The 16,523-nt window shown below is 62.8% G+C and carries 15 protein-coding genes; 4 read left to right on the forward strand and 11 right to left on the reverse strand.

Annotated elements, in window-relative coordinates:
- The first annotated feature begins 57 nt into the window (after positions 1–57).
- A complete protein-coding gene (locus tag D2V07_RS12225; RefSeq protein ID WP_233548386.1) occupies positions 58–2,187 on the forward strand; it encodes a TonB-dependent receptor in 2,130 nt (709 codons plus the stop codon).
- Between the two features lie 7 nt (positions 2,188–2,194).
- Here the strand turns inward: D2V07_RS12225 and D2V07_RS12230 are convergent, their stop codons facing one another.
- Complete coding sequence (locus D2V07_RS12230) at positions 2,195–2,761, reverse strand: (2Fe-2S)-binding protein (RefSeq protein WP_119587286.1); 567 nt, start codon at positions 2,759–2,761, stop codon at positions 2,195–2,197.
- A gap of 182 nt (positions 2,762–2,943) precedes the next feature.
- Here D2V07_RS12230 and D2V07_RS12235 point away from each other — a divergent pair, with 182 nt between their 5' ends.
- A complete protein-coding gene (locus D2V07_RS12235; RefSeq protein ID WP_119587287.1) occupies positions 2,944–4,329 on the forward strand; it encodes an MATE family efflux transporter in 1,386 nt (461 codons plus the stop codon).
- Positions 4,330–4,338: 9 nt separating this feature from the next.
- Here the strand turns inward: D2V07_RS12235 and D2V07_RS12240 are convergent, their stop codons facing one another.
- The 3 genes from D2V07_RS12240 to D2V07_RS12250 form a co-directional block, all read right to left on the reverse strand.
- Positions 4,339–5,133, reverse strand: a complete 795-nt coding sequence (locus tag D2V07_RS12240) for a response regulator (protein WP_119587288.1) — start codon at positions 5,131–5,133, stop codon at positions 4,339–4,341.
- A gap of 360 nt (positions 5,134–5,493) precedes the next feature.
- Positions 5,494–5,937 (reverse strand): response regulator, encoded by a 444-nt coding sequence (locus D2V07_RS12245; RefSeq protein WP_119587289.1) that lies wholly within the window; start codon positions 5,935–5,937, stop codon positions 5,494–5,496.
- Between the two features lie 99 nt (positions 5,938–6,036).
- Positions 6,037–7,191 (reverse strand): N-acetyltransferase, encoded by a 1,155-nt coding sequence (locus D2V07_RS12250; RefSeq protein ID WP_119587290.1) that lies wholly within the window; start codon positions 7,189–7,191, stop codon positions 6,037–6,039.
- 120 nt (positions 7,192–7,311) lie between these two features.
- On the opposite strand from D2V07_RS12250, the gene D2V07_RS12255 reads away from it, so the two are divergent.
- Positions 7,312–8,403, forward strand: a complete 1,092-nt coding sequence (locus tag D2V07_RS12255) for a fatty acid desaturase family protein (RefSeq protein ID WP_119587291.1) — start codon at positions 7,312–7,314, stop codon at positions 8,401–8,403.
- Between the two features lie 39 nt (positions 8,404–8,442).
- On the opposite strand, the gene D2V07_RS12260 is transcribed toward D2V07_RS12255, so the two are convergent.
- From D2V07_RS12260 to D2V07_RS12290, 7 genes are all read right to left on the reverse strand, one after another.
- On the reverse strand, positions 8,443–8,694 hold the full coding sequence (locus tag D2V07_RS12260) for a hypothetical protein (protein ID WP_119587292.1): 252 nt from the start codon (positions 8,692–8,694) through the stop codon (positions 8,443–8,445).
- Between the two features lie 73 nt (positions 8,695–8,767).
- On the reverse strand, positions 8,768–9,295 hold the full coding sequence (locus tag D2V07_RS12265) for a GNAT family N-acetyltransferase (RefSeq protein ID WP_119587293.1): 528 nt from the start codon (positions 9,293–9,295) through the stop codon (positions 8,768–8,770).
- Complete coding sequence (gene lptG / locus D2V07_RS12270; protein WP_119587294.1) at positions 9,292–10,389, reverse strand: LPS export ABC transporter permease LptG; 1,098 nt, start codon at positions 10,387–10,389, stop codon at positions 9,292–9,294. The genes D2V07_RS12265 and lptG overlap by 4 nt, the downstream gene beginning before the upstream one ends.
- The gene (locus D2V07_RS12275; RefSeq protein WP_267899758.1) at positions 10,379–11,656 is read right to left on the reverse strand and encodes an LptF/LptG family permease; all 1,278 of its coding nucleotides are present in this window, start codon (positions 11,654–11,656) and stop codon (positions 10,379–10,381) included. The genes lptG and D2V07_RS12275 overlap by 11 nt, the downstream gene beginning before the upstream one ends.
- 109 nt (positions 11,657–11,765) lie before the next feature.
- On the reverse strand, positions 11,766–12,152 hold the full coding sequence (gene clpS / locus D2V07_RS12280) for an ATP-dependent Clp protease adapter ClpS (RefSeq protein WP_233548403.1): 387 nt from the start codon (positions 12,150–12,152) through the stop codon (positions 11,766–11,768).
- A 176-nt stretch (positions 12,153–12,328) separates the two neighbouring features.
- Positions 12,329–13,129, reverse strand: coding sequence for a phasin family protein (locus tag D2V07_RS12285; protein WP_119587295.1), 801 nt, complete (start codon positions 13,127–13,129; stop codon positions 12,329–12,331).
- A gap of 158 nt (positions 13,130–13,287) precedes the next feature.
- Positions 13,288–15,153: a PHA/PHB synthase family protein gene (locus D2V07_RS12290; RefSeq protein WP_119587296.1), complete on the reverse strand. Its 1,866-nt coding sequence runs from the start codon at positions 15,151–15,153 to the stop codon at positions 13,288–13,290.
- A gap of 139 nt (positions 15,154–15,292) precedes the next feature.
- On the opposite strand from D2V07_RS12290, the gene D2V07_RS12295 reads away from it, so the two are divergent.
- Positions 15,293–16,492, forward strand: coding sequence for an LL-diaminopimelate aminotransferase (locus D2V07_RS12295; protein ID WP_119587297.1), 1,200 nt, complete (start codon positions 15,293–15,295; stop codon positions 16,490–16,492).
- Positions 16,493–16,523 lie beyond the last annotated feature (31 nt).

The raw sequence follows: 16,523 nt of genomic DNA on the forward strand, positions 1-16,523 counted from the left end.
TCACTGATAATCATTCTCAATAGAGGCTGCTCTTGCAAATCAATCGCATTAAGATTCGTGAGGGAATTCATTATCCGTACCACCGCTACCCGCTTTGCCCTGCTTGCCAGTGTGGCAACCACCCTGACGGCTGTGTCCGCACCGGCCCATGCCAATTTGGGCGACGATACGCAGCGGGATTACCTGCCCGGCAACATCATCGTGACCGGGGAGCGCGAAACCTATGTGAACGAGGACGGCAGCACCGGCACCAAAACGCCGACCCCGATCATCGACGTGCCGCAGGCCGTCACCGTCATCACGGCAGACCAGCTGGAAGACCAGGGCGTTACCACTCTGAACGACGCGCTGCGCTTCGTCCCCGGGGTCAGCATGGAAACCGGTGAGGGCCACCGTGACGAGGTGTTTATCCGCGGCCAGGAGACCACCGCCGATTTCTACATCGACGGGCTGCGCGACGATGCGCAGTACTATCGCCCGCTCTACAACGTGGAACGGGTCGAAGTGCTGAAAGGCGCCAATGCGCTGATCTTCGGCCGCGGTGCGGGCGGCGGCGCGATCAACCGGGTGTCGAAAGTGGCCGAATTCGGCGCTGCCGAATACAATATGGGTGCCCAGGTCGATACCTTCGGCGCGTTTGCCCTGACCGGCGATGCCAACCTACCCGCGGGCGAGGCTATCGCTCTGCGCCTGACCGGCACTTACGAGGAATTCGACAACCACCGTGACGTGTACGAAGGTCGCTTCTTCGGCATCTCGCCCACGGTCACCGCCAACATCGGCCCCGACACCCGGCTTTACGCCTACTACACATACGACGATGACGAGCGGGTGGTCGATCGCGGCCTGCCCAGTGTCGACGGCGGCCCGCTGCGCGGCTTCGACGAGACGTTCTTCGGCGATCCCGACTACAACTTCAGCGATGTCGCCGTGCACGTGGCGCGTACCCGGCTGGAGCATGATTTCAGTGGCGCGTGGAGCCTGAATGCCAGCGTGATGTTCGCGGACTATGACAAGTTCTATTCCAACATCGTGCCCAGCGGCGTCGGAACGGGCGGCGGCACCACGCCGACCACGGTTACCCTTGCAGGCTACGAAAGCGGAACCGACCGGCAGAACCTGATCGGCCAGGTGAACCTCGTCGGGCAGTTCGACACCGGATCGCTGGGTCACACGATCCTGATCGGTGCCGAAGCGGGCTCGCAGGATACCGATTCCGTGCGCAACCAGGCCCGTTTCAACAACGGCGCTGATACCAGCGTGACCGTCGCCTTGCAGGATACCATCGCCGTGCCCGCGTTCACGCTGACGCCGCAGCGCGCCAGCACCAGCGATCTTTCCACCCTGTCGTTCTACGCGCAGGAGCAGCTGGCCATCGGCATCCTGCAACTGGTGGCAGGGGTGCGCTACGACCGCTTCGACCTCGAAAGCACGGACCTTCGCACCGGCTTTGACGGAGCGCGCGTGGACGAACGGTGGAGCCCGCGCTTCGGCGCGATCATCAAGCCGCAGGATAACCTTTCCGTCTACGCAAGCTATGCCGAAAGCTTCCTGCCGTCCGCCGGCGACCAGTTCACCGTGCTCAGCCAGCAGGACGAGGGGATCGAACCGGAAACGTTCGAGAACATCGAACTGGGCGTAAAGTGGGCGCCGCATACCGAACTGCTGCTGACCGCGGCCGTTTTCCGCCTCACCCGCTCCAACACGCCATCTGTCGATCCTGTCACCAGCCTGACGACGCTAGTGGGCGAGAGCCAGGTCGAGGGTTTCGAACTGGCGATGGTGGGCAAGCCGCTGGACAGCCTTTCACTGAGTCTGGGCTATACCTACCTCGATGGCGAGATCACCGACAGCGCCGACATGGCGGATATCGGCACCGTGCTGCAGCAGGTGCCCAGCCACCAGGTTACCGCCTGGGCGCGCTATGACCTGACGGATCGCCTCGGCCTTGGCGCGGGGGTTATCCACCAGTCCGACCAGTTCGCCAGCATGAGCAACAACGTGGAATTGCCCGGTTACACCCGCGTGGATGCAGCGGTGTTCTTCGAAGCGACCGACAGTCTTTCGCTACAGCTCAATGTCGAGAACCTGTTCGACGAGGACTATTATCCCAGCGCGCATGGCGACAACAACATCCAGCCGGGCGCCCCTCTCAATGCTTCGCTGGGCGCACGCCTGCGGTTCTGAAGCCTGACTAGTCGGAGGTGCCGCCCTGGGGATCGGCACCTTCGGCCCGCATTCCCGGAACGGCCCGCGCGGCGTCTTGCGGATCGATACCCGGTGCAGGCGCGGCGCTGATCCTTTCCCGCCTGCTGCCAACACGCGCGGCGCGTTGCACCGCGCGGACCAACCGGGGGTAGACTCCGCAACGGCACAGATTGGGAATGGCTTCGCGGATCTGTGCTTCGATCGGGTCGGGGTTGCCGCGCAGCAGGCTGGCTGCGGCTATGGCAATGCCCGGGGTGCAGAACCCGCACTGAATGGCCTGCTCCGCCACGAGGGCCTGCTGCACCGGGTGCGAGCGGTCGCGGCTCAGCCCCTCGATCGTGGTGATGAAACGCCCTTCCGCCTCGCCGATGGTAACAAGGCAACTGCGCAGCGCCTCTCCGTCCACCAGCACCATGCAGGCACCGCAGTCCCCCACGCCGCAGCCGTACTTCGTACCGGTAAGGTTCGCCGCATCGCGCAAGGCGTGGAGCAGCGGGGTGTCGGGGTCCATGTCGAAATCGACCGGACGCTCGTTCACCGTCATGGCTGTCATGGGATAGCTTTGCCTGTCAGTTGCGCGATGGAATGGATGGCCGCGCTGATCTTGCGCCTTCGAAGCGCGATGTCCAGCCTTCCACGCTGCCAAGTCACCCGTTTGTCGCCAAGGTTGATCGCACCGGCACTCCCGCTTAGGGCCATGTTGCCGCTGGACGGCTGACACCCATCTGGAGGCGCATGGCAACAGAGGCAGAAACACCGGACAATCCGCGCGCAAAGCTGGTGCGCGGATCGATCGCCGGGCACCTGGTACGCCAGACCTCGCCCGCCGTAGTGGGCGTGGCCGCGATCATGTCCGTCGGTGTGATCGATGCCTATTTCGTCGGCCAGCTTGGCGCGAACGAACTGGCCGCGATCAGTTTCATCTTTCCCGTCATAACCGCACTGCAAAGCCTTGGCGTGGGCGTGATGGTGGGGATCAACTCCGTTGTCAGCCGGGCGCTGGGCGAAGGGGACGACGAACGTGCCCTCGCCCGCGCGAACCTGGGCCTGATGCTGGGCCTTGCCGCCGGGATCGTTCTGGGCCTCTCGCTGTTCGCGCTGCGCCAGCCGCTGTTCGCCTTGATGCAGGCCGACGCGGCGATCCTGCCACTGATCGACCAGTACATGCTGCCCTATTCGCTGGGCTTCGTGCTGATGATGACCATGATGGGCGCCAACGGCGTTCTGCGCGGTCAGGGCGCGGCGAAGAGCAACACCGCCGTGCTGGTGATCTATTCCATCGTGAACTGGGTCCTCGATCCCTTGCTGATCACCGGAGCTTTCGGGATCGAGGGCTTCGGGGTAGCTGGCGCGGCATATGCTACCATAGGCGGCTGGCTGGTCGCCATCATCGCGGCATTCTGGCTGCTGGAGCGGCACGACCTTCCCTTCCGCCCATCGGCGGTAACCAAGTGCCGCGTGGGCGTGCAGTTGAAAGCGCTGACCCGCGTGGCCGGGCCTGCCGCTTTCACCAATTCGATCAACCCGGCGGGCCTTGCCATCCTGACCTCGCTGCTGGCGGCGGAGGGATCGGCGGCCGTTGCCGGTTTTGGCGCGGGCGGACGCCTGCAGAGTTTCGCCGTGGTGCCCCTGCTGGCACTGTCGGGCTCCATCGGCGCTATCGTCGGGCAGAATTGGGGCGCACGGCAGTACGACAGGGCGCGCCGCGCGCTTGTCCAGGCGGGTCTGTTCTGCCTCGGTTACGGGCTGGCTGCGGCGCTGGTGCTTTATTCGCTGCGTGGCTGGTTCGCCGGGCTGTTCAGCGACGAGGCGAAAACGCTGGAAGCCACCAGCGCCTATCTCGCGATCTCGGTCTGGGGTTATGCCGGGTACGGCGTGCTGATCGTGGTGAACGGCGCGCTCAACGCCATCGACAGGGCCAGCAATGCGCTTGCCCTGTCCATCAGCCGCGTGCTTCTGGTGATGGTGCCGTTTGCCTGGCTGCTGCGCAGTGCGCTTGGCACGCAGGCTGTCTATCTGGCCGAACTGGCGGCGAACCTGCTGGGCGGCCTTGCCGCCGCAGCCATCGCCTGGTGGGTGTTGTGGAAGCGCCCCGACGAGAAAACCGCCGGGGACGCTTGAGAAACAGTCTCAGTCCAGCGGGCGGCTGGAGCCGAAGAACAGCGCCTGGCTGATCGCCGCGCGCACCGTGTCTTCCTGGAACGGCTTGGTGATGAGGTAGGTCGGCTCGGGCCGATCACCCGTCAGCAGGCGTTCGGGATAGGCAGTGATGAAGATCACCGGCACCGACTGGATGGCGAGGATATCGTCCACCGCGTCGAGGCCCGAGGAACCGTCGGCCAGCTGGATGTCGGCAAGCACGAGACCCGGCGTCTTGTCCGCCACCACATCCTGCGCCTGCGTGCGCGTGGCAGCAGTCCCGCAGATTTCGTGGCCCAGCGATTTCACCAGGTCTTCAAGCTGCATGGAGATAAGCGGCTCGTCCTCGATGATGAGGACGCTGGTCGCGCTTTCGCGCTCGATCTCTGCGACGGCTTCACGGACGAGTTCTTCCACGTCGGATTCGCTCATGTCCATGATCTCGGCAGCTTCCTCGGCGGAGAAATCCTCCACCGTCGTCAGCAGCAGCGCCTGGCGGTTGACCGGTGTGATACGCTTCAACTGGTCCTGCGCAGCGATCTCATGGGTGCTGCCCATCGACTCGGCGCTTTCAACTTCCATGTACGCGCTCGACCAGACCTTGTTGAACGCCTTGTACAGCGGAACCCGGCCACCGCGCAGGCTGTCCGCGACGCCTTCGTCGGCGAGAGCAGCTTCCAGCGTGGCCTGGACAAATGCATCGCCGGTCGACTGCGAGCCCGTGAGAGCGCGCGCGTAGCGGCGGAGAAACGGCAGGTGTGCAGCAACTTCGGCACCAATACTCATATAAACCCTTCCCGATTGTAGGTGTCACGTGAACGCGCGCGGTGCGCTTGGGTTCCAGATGGCTTTTTCCGCGCCGATGTCCACCTCCGATTGCGCGTCACCGGAACGGCCCAGCCAAGCCCGCGAAAATTTTTTCAATTTTTTTTACGGGCCGGGGAACCGGTTTTCGAGACGGTCATTTAGTCTGTATCACCGCCGAGACCCCCCTCCCGTCCAAGCGGCTGGTGATACGATCCCAAGAGGCCTCCGATCACAGATCGGGGGCCTTTTTTTTGGGCATTTCGCGAAAGGGAATGCGACACTCACGTATCCAGTGCGCGCGGTTGCGCGGCGCGTTACGTAGCCAAAACGTGGGATTGCCTAGCGGAGCAGGCGTGAAAAGAGGCCACGCTTGCGCCCGGCGGCCATGACCTGAACCAGTTGTTCGGGATCGTAGGGCTTCTCGAAGATCGGTCCCATCTGGGCGATTTCCTTCGGAATGTCGCCGGGCGAACCGGTAGAGAATGCAATCCAGGGCCGCTTCGGGCCGAGCATGTCGACCAGTTCCGCCAGCGCCCATCCGTCGTCACGGTCGGCAAGATGGACGTCGAGCACAATCGCATCGAGCCTGTCCCCGTCCTCCAGCTGCTCCATGGTGGATTGCATGGTGTGACAGATGATCACCTCTTCGGCGCCGCCGGAAAGCAGGGCGTCTTCCAGCGACATGGCCAGCACGGCATCGTCCTCCACCAGCAAAACACGGCCAAGCTTTGGCAGCTTGCCATTCTTGCCGGAGCCGGCCTTGGAAACAGCAGTCTTGCTCATCGGACTCCGAAGGGGGACAGTGTGGGCATTGGAAGGTGTTAGCCTGCCAAGCCAACGCCGGTGCGCGCCACCAAGTTCCCCGCCAACAAACCTAAATGGTCAGAGGGTCTTGCTGTAGAGATTGTAAACCCGGTTCACCTTCGCCCCGATGGCATCGGCAATTGCCTTCATCCCCTGGTTGTCCTCCAGGATCCAGCCGATCTCGCCACGTTCTGCATCGAAGCGGCCGACGGAATAGCGGCGGATATATTCGATCATCATGAAAGCCAGCTGGCTGGCCATGCGGCTGTTCTGATACTTGGGGATCACGCCCATAAGCGGCACACGCCAGTTGAGCGAATCCGGATTGCGCAGCCACCACAGCAGCTTCAGCCAGTTGAACGGCAGCAGCTTGCCGTCGTAATCGACAAGCTTCTGGTTGATGTCCGGCCACGCGAGCATGAAGGCGGCCGGCTCTCCATCCACGAAGGCGATCATGTTCGCGCCCTGCTTGGTCAGCGGCTTCAGCTTGTTGGAGGCGTAGACCTTTTCTTTCTCCGTAAACGGAACATAGCCCCAGTTGTTGGACCACGCGGCGTTCAGGATATCCATGCAGATGGCCGCGTCCGCCTCGAAGTTCTTGGTGTCGACCATGCGCACGTGGATGCGGCTGGATTTCTCTCCCGATGCCACGATGCGATCGATCAGCGGCGGGAAACCGGCGTGGATTTGCAGATCGTAAGTCAGCAGGCGCTTCGCCACGGTATAGCCCTGCGCCTCCACCCAGCCCTGATAGGCGGCATTGTGATGGCCCATCATGATCATCGGCTGATGATCGTGACCTTCCACCAGCAGACCCGGCTCGTCCCACACGGAGAGGCTAAACGGCGCGAGAACGCGGGTCATGCCCTGTTCGCGCAGCCAGTCTTCCGCGCGCGCGATCAGCGCGGCCATCACCTGTTCGTCCGCAGCCTCCATCAGGCCCCAGTTGCCGGTTCCCGGCCCGCTGCCCTGCTCGGGCGGCTGGGCCAGCGCGAGCTCATCGTAGTGGGAGGAAATCCGGCCCACCACCTTGCCCGCGCGGCGTGCGAGGAACAGTTGTACCTTGGCGTGCTCGAAAAAAGGGTTCTTCTTTTCGTTCAGCAGTTCGCGCACTTCCATGCGCAGCGGCGGAACCCAGTTAGGATCGTCCTTGTTCAGCTCGAAGGCAATTTCTATGAATGCGTCGAGGTCGCCCTTGCCGGAAACCGGGGCAATATCTATCTGCTGGCTCACACACTTGGCCTTTCGTTCATATCGTGTTCGCTCTTGATATGCATCAAGGCCATGTCAAGCGCGCCGACATATTGGCCCGCGCATCGCACTTTTCGACAGATTGCATTATAGAGCCGCCCCATGGACGCGACGAGTAACATTCCCGAGCACGAAAGCGCCGCTGGCCCCGCGCAGCGCAGACGCGTTCACGCCCAGATTCCCGATGACAAGACGATGCTGCGTGCCGCGGCAGAACTGACGCGCGACCTCAACACCGCACGCCCGGAAATCTACTGGCCCGACATGATTGTGTCCGCCCTGCTCGGCTACGCGACGCTGGCGGGGGCGATCCTGGTGGAAAGCACCTGGCTTGCCGTGGCGCTGGGAATCGTCTCGGTTTTCGCGCTCTACCGCGCCTTGCTGTTCATTCACGAGATCAGCCACCTGCATCGCGATGCCCTGCCGGGTTTTCGCACAGGCTGGAACCTGCTGGTGGGCATTCCGCTGCTTACGCCCAGCCTGATGTACGAAAGCGTTCACACGCTGCATCACGCGCGCACGAAGTACGGCACCGTCGAAGATCCCGAATACATGCCGCTTGCACTGATGAAACCGTGGAGCCTGCCGCTGTTCGTCCTGATCGCGGCGCTTGCCCCCATTGCGCTCATCGTACGCTGGGGCATTCTCGCGCCGCTCGGACTGATCGTGCCGCCGCTGCGCCGCTTCGCGTGGGAACGGCTGTCCTCGCTTTCGATCAACCCCGCATTCCGCCGCCGTCCGCCGGAAGCGAAGGAGCGCGGCTGGTTCCTGTTCCAGCAGGTAGGCGCAAGCGCGTGGGCCATGTTCCTCATCACCACGCCGTTCTGGCTGGGCTGGCGTCCGCTGCTGATTGCCGCTGCCGTCACCGCCGCCGTGGCCGTGTTCAACCAGCTGCGCACACTGGTCGCCCATCTGTGGGAGAACGACGGAGAGGCCATGACCGTGACCGCGCAGTATCTCGACAGCGTGAACGTGCCCAGCTTCGTGGCGGGCGTGTGGGCGCCAGTGGGGCTGCGCTATCACGCGCTGCACCACCTCATCCCGTCCATGCCCTATCACTCGCTGCACGAGGCGCATAAGCGCATCTCGGCCAAGCTTGGCGACACCTCGACCTTTGCCGAGGCCAGCCATCCCGGCATGATCCCGCTGGTGAACCGGATCGCCCGCAGCACCATGGGACGGCGCGGGGCCTGACCGGCGGCAGGTGCGCCGGTCGAAACCGGCGAACTTTGCCTATTCCATCGTGTCAGGCGTCTCTTCGGTATCTTCCATGGTGCCGGTCTCGTCCATCGTATCGTCCGTCATGCCCGCTTCACTGTCGGCCGCCTCGGCATTGTATTCCTGAACCGATTCCGGCGTATCGGATGTCACGTCGAGCACGGTCTCGGCGGTGGGATCTTCGGACACTTCGGGCTCGGCATCGGCGCAGGCTGCCAAAGCCATGGCAGCGGCGAGCGGAAGGGCGGCAAACTTGATAGCTTTCATGAGGGATGCTCCTTGGTGCGTTCCTGCCATCAACGCAGCGTAAATCGCAGCGGTTCCACACGCCTTTCCCTCGCTATCTGTTCAGCGGGCAGATCATGGCACAGCGGCGCTCCCCCGGAAGCCCGGCCTCAATTGCTGCTTCCAGTCCGGCGGAAAGGCGCGCGTGATCTGCCACATCCTCTACCACGGTGAAGCCATGGCCCGCGTAAAACGGCGCATTCCAGGCGATGTCGCGAAAGGTGTGCAGCGTAATCGCGGCAAAGCCGGCATTGGCAGCGTCGATCTTCAACGCTCGCAATAGCGTGGAGCCGATGCGGCGCCGCTGAAACGCGCGGGCAACGCTGAGTTCGTGAAGATGCAGTTCACGCCCAGCCGGACGGGCGGCGGCAAAGCCGATCACATTCTCGTCAAAAGTGGCCGACAGGCTCTGGCGTTGGGCGATGATAGCGCGATATTCCGCCGCAGAGCGTGACGGCGGCATGGCGATGCCCGCCAGCGAGGGCTCTTCGGCAAGCAGCCGGGCAGCGTCTTCTTCCACCTCGGAGAACTGCTCGGCATCTCCGGGGCGTGCCAGGCGAAGGGACCATTCGGGCGCGGTCACTCTTCCGTACGCACCAGCACCGTTTCGCCCACCAGCATGAACAGGAAAAACGGTGCCCAGGCCGCCAGCAGCGGCGGGTATCCGCCAAAACTGCCCATGGCGAGCGCAGCGTTATCGACCACGAAATAGGCGAAGCCCAGCGCCATGCCAATCACCGCGCGGGCGAACAGCTGGCCGGATCTGGCAAGCCCGAAACCTGCCACCGCGCCCAGCAGCGGCATCAGCACGGCGGACAGGGGGCCGGAAATCTTGTGCCACCACTTGGCTTCCAGCTCGCCGGTGCGGCGACCAGCGCCCTGCAGCGCCTCGATACTTTCGGAAAGTTCGGCCAGCCCCTGCGCGTCGGGATCGACGCGGCGCAGTTCAATCTGGGCGATCTCGACACCGGGCGCGACAACCACGCTGCCAAGTTGCTGGGTCTGCGCGCTGGCGACGTTGAAAGCCGATGCGTCCTCCATCCGCCAGCCGGGAGAGGCGAAGGTTGCCCGCTCCGCGCTGATCTGGCGGGTTATCATACCGCCGTCGTCGCGTTCGTAGAACATCACGTCGGTCAGCGTCGTTTCCGCGCCGCGGCCGGACAGGGTCGCCCCCATCAGCACGTCGTTGCCATCGTTGAAATAGACGTTGCTGCGCGCTTCCCGGTCCTGCGGGATGGCGGCGTATTCCACGTCCTCCCACACCTTCAGCGTGGCCGTGGCACGCGTGACGATACGTTCGTTGAAGGCGAACGAGATGGCCGCCACCACCAGGCCGATCAGCAGCAGAGGAGCCAAAATCTGGTGGGCGGAAAGCCCTGCCGCCTTCATCGATATGACTTCGGAATTCTGGTTCAGCCCGGCCAGCGTGATGATCGTGGCCAACAACACCGAATAGGGCAGGAATCGCGCCACCAGCTGCGGCGCGCGCAGGGAGGCATAAAGCCAGACCTCGGCATCGCCGTTGCCGGGAACGGCCAGGATGTCTCCTGTCTTGCCCAGCATGTCCAGCGCCAGCAGCACCAGAACAAGCATGGCCAATACGGCCACGATGCGCACGGCGAACATCTTCGCCAGGTAGATCGTCAGCGTTCGCGAGGGGAAGAAATCAAGCAGCACCGGGCAGGCCCTCCCGCCGCTGCAATTCCTCTTGCTCGTGCGTGTGCAGGTCTTCGTCGGGCACCAGGCCGCGCAGCTTGTCACGCCCGATCAGTTTCCTCAGGCGGCGCGCAATCTTCGACCAGAAGCTTTCGAGGAAGCCGATGGCCTGTCCACCCGGCACGAAGGCGACCTGATAATACATCCACGCGATCACGGCGAACAGCACCGCAAACGGCCCCCATAACGCCAGGAACGGATCGATCCGTCCGATCTCCGCCACTTCGGAGCCGTATTGGTTGATCTTGTGATAGGCGACCACGATGACAATGGAGAGAAACACGCCCAGCGCCGACGTGCTGCGTTTGGGCGGCACGGCCAGCGCCACCGCCAGGAACGGCAGCATCAGCATCATCACCACCTCGACCATGCGGTAATTGAAATTGGCCTGGCTGCCGACGCGTTCTTCGGTCGTGCTCTCGGGGTTCCAGCCGATCTCCAGCAGTTCGGGCAGGACATATTCGCGTTCATCCTCGCCGCGGTCGCGGAACTGCTCGATTGCGGGCAGGTCTATCGGAAGGTCGTGCTGGCTGAAGCTGAGGACGCGGGGACTGCCGTCGGCGACATTGTGGACGATCACGCCATCCACCAGCCGCAGGATGATGGTGTTGCGATCCTCGCGGTTGGCGAGGAAGCGCCCCTCGCGCGCGGAGATCGAGAGGACCTGTCCGGAATCGTCCGCGACGCGGGCGAAAATGCCCATCAGCTGGCGCCCCTCGTCCTCGCTGGCCTCGATCCTCAGCGCCATGCGATCCTCGATCGTGTTGAATTCGCCGACCTTGATCGAGGCGCCCAGCGCGCCGGAGCGCAGTTCGAATTCCATCTCTTCATAGGCGAAGCGCGCCTGCGGCTGGATGAACCCGACGATGGCGAAATTCAGCGCCACCAGCGCAAGCGTGATGAGGAACGGCACCCGCAGCAGCCGGGTGTAGGACCATCCCACGGCGCGCATCACGTCCAGCTCGCTGGAGATGGCCAGCTTTCGAAAGGCGAACAGGATGCCCAGCATCAGCCCCAGCGGAATGGCGAGACCGGCATATTCGGGAACGAGGTTCAGCAGCATCTCGAAAACGATGCTGATCGGCCCGCCTTCCACGCTGACGAAATCGAACAGGCGCAGCATCTTTTCCAGCAGCAAAAGGCTGGCCGCCAGCACGAACACGCCGATCATCGGCACGATCACGAGCCGGAAGATGTAGCGGTCTGTTGCAGTGATGAAGCGGGACACGGAGCCAGTCTGACGCTGTGGATGGATCGGGCGGAAGGGTTAGGGTTTCCGGGCCTTAGCGACAAAACCGGGCCGGGTCATGCCCTGATGTTACGGCCAAAAGCCCGCCTCAGGCCTTTTCCAGCGTGCACTGGAGCGGGTGCTGGTTCTCGCGGGCGAAATCCATCACCTGGTTCACTTTGGTCTCGGCCACTTCGTAGGGGAATATGCCGCACACGCCCACGCCGCGCTGGTGAACGTGCAGCATCACCCGCGTGGCCTGTTCCATATCCATGCGGAAGAAACGCTTCAGCACCATCACCACGAATTCCATCGGGGTGTAATCGTCGTTCAGCATCAGCACCTTGTACTGGCTGGGCTTTTTCGGCTTGGCGCGGGTCTTGGTAGCAATGCCGACCTGCCCCTGGCCATCGCCCGCGTCGGCATCGTCGCCGCCCTCATCGGCAGCGACGACGGTCCAACCTTGGGGGGCCGAGAAGGGATCGGATTGCATCATTTCGAAGGCGAATATCGTATCGAATGGGCTGGCTGCAAGACCGCTCTTGCAGAATTTGGTCCAGCTGCCGGACTGTAGGGCTGACAGCATTCGGGCCGGACAGCCAAAGCTGTCCGGCCCGTCAACCGATCGTCCTGGGAGAGGAGGAGAGTGGACGACCAGAACTATGAAGGCGCTTAGGCGACCTTCGTCATCTTTTCCGCGGCCACGTTCACACGGGCCGACAGCGGAGCGGCGACATCGTTGGCCATCTTCATGGTGGCATCGGTCGTCTTCGAGGTCATCGATACCATCGCGTCGAAGTTGCGACGCATGATCTTGCCCTGCAGCTGGAACAGCTCGGTCGGGCTCTTGATGCTGGCCATGTCCTTGATGTCGGCAGTGGCGAGTTCGTAAGCCGTCTTCGCCTCATCGGCGAGGGTCTTGCCCATGCCCTGCATGCTTTCGGCGAAAACCTTGCCGGTCTCGACCACGGCTTCGACATTACCCTTGGCGAAATCGGTCATTTCGCCCATCGCTTCGGTGCTCTTGTCGTAGGCCGCCTGGGTGCGGGCCTGCATTTCGCTGACCGCTTCGGTCATCGATTCGGTGATCTGCTTGGAGTAGTCAAAATTTGCGGTTGCCATGATTTTTTCCTTGAGCTGGTTAACACTGGGTTCGGCCTTGGCGCTCTTGGCGGCCGGGGCCGAAGCCTTGCTTGCCTTGGGAGCGGGGGTCTTTTTCGCCACCGGCTTCTTGGCCGGTGCAGCTTTCTTGGCAGCGACCTTCTTGGCGGCTGCTTTCTTCGGTGCTGCCTTCTTGGCAGCGGCCGGAGCTTTCTTGGCAGAGGAGGCCTTCTTCGCCGGCGCCTTGTCGGCGGCCGGAGCGGTCTTTTCCTCGACCTTGGTTTCTTCGGCTTTCACTTCCGACTTTGCCGGTTCGGCAGCGGCGGTAGCCGTGTCGGCACGGTCGTCGGTCTTGGACGTTGACTCTGCCATGTTTCCTCGCTTGCGTTTCTTCGTATGAGCGAGAGGCCGTGACTATTCACGCCCTCTTGTTGCACTGCACAAATAAGGTCGCGCAGATACGAAGTCAAGGAGAAATGTTGCACTGCACCATGGCGGAAAACCGCGATTTCCTAAAGGCTTGATCGAGGCTAGCGCGTTTTTACATAGCTGCCCGGTGCGTCCTCCAGTGCCGGATTGGACCGGTTGCCCGGCTTCCGCCGTCCCGTAGCCTTCACCTTCGCGCCGTCCAGCGCATCCAGCCACCCCGCCCAGTCTGGCCACCAGCTGCCCGGATGCTCTGTCGCTCCCGCGACGAATTCCTCCAGCGACGAAAAGTCACCTTCATTGGTCCAATGCTGGTACTTATTCGCGGACGGGGGATTGACCACGCCGGCGATGTGTCCGCTGCCCGCCAGCACGAACCGGTTCGGGCCGGAGAAATGCTCCAGCGCCTGGAATACGCTTTCGGGCGGAGCGATGTGATCCTCCCGCCCGGCCTGGATATAGGTGGGGCAGGCAACCAGCCGAAGATCGATGCTGGTGCCGTCCGCGCCCAGCGCATCGGGTTCCACCAGCAGGTTGTCGCGATAGAGATCGCGCAGGTAGGCCGCATGCCACTTCGCCGGCAGGTTGGTGACATCGCCGTTCCAGTAAAGCAGGTCGAAAGCCGGATAATCCTCCCCCAGCAGGTAGTGATTGACCACGTAATTCCAGATCAGGTCGCTGCCACGCAGCATGTTGAAGGTCGCCGCGAGGTAGCGCCCGTCGAGGAAACCGCCCTTGCTGGCCTGCCGGATAAATTCCAGTTTGCCCTCGTCGATGAACAGCTTGAGCTCGCCCGCGTGTTCGAAATCCACCTGCGCGGTGAAGAAGGTGGCGCTCTTCACTTTGTCACCTTCGCCCCGCCGCCCCAGCACCGCGAGCGTCGCCGCCAAGGTAGTGCCCGCCACGCAATAGCCGATGGTGTGCACGCTGGGCACGTCCAGCCGCTCCCGCACGAAGTCGATCGCTTCGATCTGCGCCAGGATGTAGTCGTCCCAGTCGATATGGGCGAGGCTGTCGTCGGCCGATTTCCAGCTTACCATCAGCACGGAGATCCCCTGGTCCAGCGCCCAGCGCACGAAGCTCTTCTTCTCGCTCAGATCCAGGATGTAAAACCGGTTGATCCAGGGCGGGAAGATCAGCAGCGGGGTTTCAAGCACCTCGTCTGTGGTCGGCGTGTAGTGGATGATCTGGAATAGTTCGCTCTCGTAGATCACCTTGCCCGGCGTATTGGCGATATTCTCGCCCAGGACGAACTTGCTGGTATCGGTGTGGGTCAGCTGACCCTTTTCCAGATCGTGCGTCAGCCGCTCCAGCCCGCGCACCAGGTTCTCCCCGTTGGTTTCCATCGTGCGTTCCAGCACGACGGGGTTCATCAGCGGGTAGTTGGCCGGGCTCATCGCATCCAGCACGCCCTTGGTGGCAAAACGCAGGTTCTCCCGGTCTTCGGCAGAAAGGCCCTCGGCTGAATCCACGCCCTGTGAAAGCCGTTCGGCAAACAGCAGGTAAGTCTGATGTATCAGGGCGAAGACGGGCTGTTCGCGCCAGGCAGGGTCGGCAAACCGGCGATCCCTGTATGGCAGCTGGGCGCCCTCGCCAATTTCCCCGCCACCGGAGTATTGAGAAAGGACATCGTGCCACAGTTGCAGCCCGTCGGACCACAGCTTCTGCTGCGCCTCGGCATCCAGCAGCGGGTTGGCGGCAGACCATTTGCGCAGCGCGTCCATCCAGCTCGCCGGTTCGGTCAGCAGGGGCGCAGCGCGCTCTTCCTTTGGCAGGCAGAACTGCAGCCACGTTTCCTGAAATTCCATCATCGCCCGCCCCATCGCGTCGATCGCGGTGTCATCCGGCAGTGATTCGGCTGCACCGGGAGCAAACGTCTGCATCATCTGGCGGGCCGCTTCGCCCTGCATTCGCAGCATTTCGGTGAAGATGTCGGCGGCTTCGGTGCCGTTTTGGGGATCTTTGGTCATGACAAAGCTCTTATAGATGCAAATACTGCAAATGGGAGGCAAACCGGCCCCTATTGCAATGCAAGGCGCTTTGCTGCGTTGCGCTCGCCCCCCCTTTACGCCAGATAGGCCGCACAACGGCCCCGAAGAGAAGGATACGATGGACCAGCAATTCTACCGCATGAAGCGCCTCCCGCCCTATGTCATCGCTGAAGTCAATGCGATGCGAGCGGCCGCGCGTGCGGAGGGGCGCGACATCATCGACCTAGGCATGGGCAACCCGGACCAGCCGCCGCCCAAGCACGTGATCGACAAGCTGTGTGAAGTGGCGCAGAACCCCGATGCGCACGGCTATTCCCAGTCCAAGGGTATTCCCGGTCTGCGCAAGGCGCAGGCAAATTATTACGAACGCCGGTTCGGCGTCGATCTCGATCCCGACAACGAGGTGGTCGTGACGCTCGGCTCCAAGGAAGGCCTTGCTAGCCTGGCCACCGCGATTACCGCGCCCGGCGATACGATCCTGGCGCCCAATCCCAGCTACCCGATCCACACCTTCGGTTTCATCATCGCGGGCGCCTCGATCCGCTCGGTGCCGACCACGCCGGATGAAAAATACTGGGAAGCGCTGGAAGCAGCGGTGAACTTCACCGTACCGCGCCCGACCATACTCGTGGTCAACTTCCCCTCCAACCCGACGGCGGAGGTAGTGGACCTCGATTTCTACAAGAAGCTGGTCGACTGGGCCAAGTTCCACAAGGTTTGGATCCTCTCCGACCTCGCCTATTCGGAACTCTATTACGACGGTAAGCCGACCCCCTCCATCTTGCAGGTTCCCGGCGCGAAGGACGTGGCAGTGGAATTCACCAGCCTATCGAAGACATTCGGCATGGCTGGCTGGCGGATCGGCTTTGCCGTGGGCAACCAGACGCTGATCTCCGCCCTCGCCCGCGTGAAGAGCTATATCGACTACGGTGCCTTCACCCCCATCCAGGCCGCTGCCTGTGCCGCGCTGAACGGGCCGCAGGACTTCGTCGAGACAAACCGCGAGATGTATCACAAGCGGCGCGACGTGATGGTGGAAGCCTTCGGCCGCGCCGGATGGGAAATTCCGCCGCCGCCCGCCAGCATGTTCGCCTGGGCACCGCTGCCACCGGCCCTGAAGGAGATGGGCAGCCTGGAATTTTCCAAGCAACTGCTCACAAAGGCCGAAGTGGCCGTGGCGCCGGGCGTGGGCTATGGCGAGGACGGCGAAGGCTACGTGCGCATCGCCATGGTCGAGAATGAACAGCGGCTGCGGCAGGCTGCCCGCAACGTGAAGCGCTACTTCCAGGAAATGGGCGTCAACACCTCCGGCTCCTAAGTCGTCATCAACGTCCGGCGATAAACGCGTC

The sequence above is a fragment of the Aurantiacibacter zhengii genome, from assembly GCF_003584125.1.
Lineage (GTDB): Bacteria > Pseudomonadota > Alphaproteobacteria > Sphingomonadales > Sphingomonadaceae > Alteraurantiacibacter > Alteraurantiacibacter zhengii.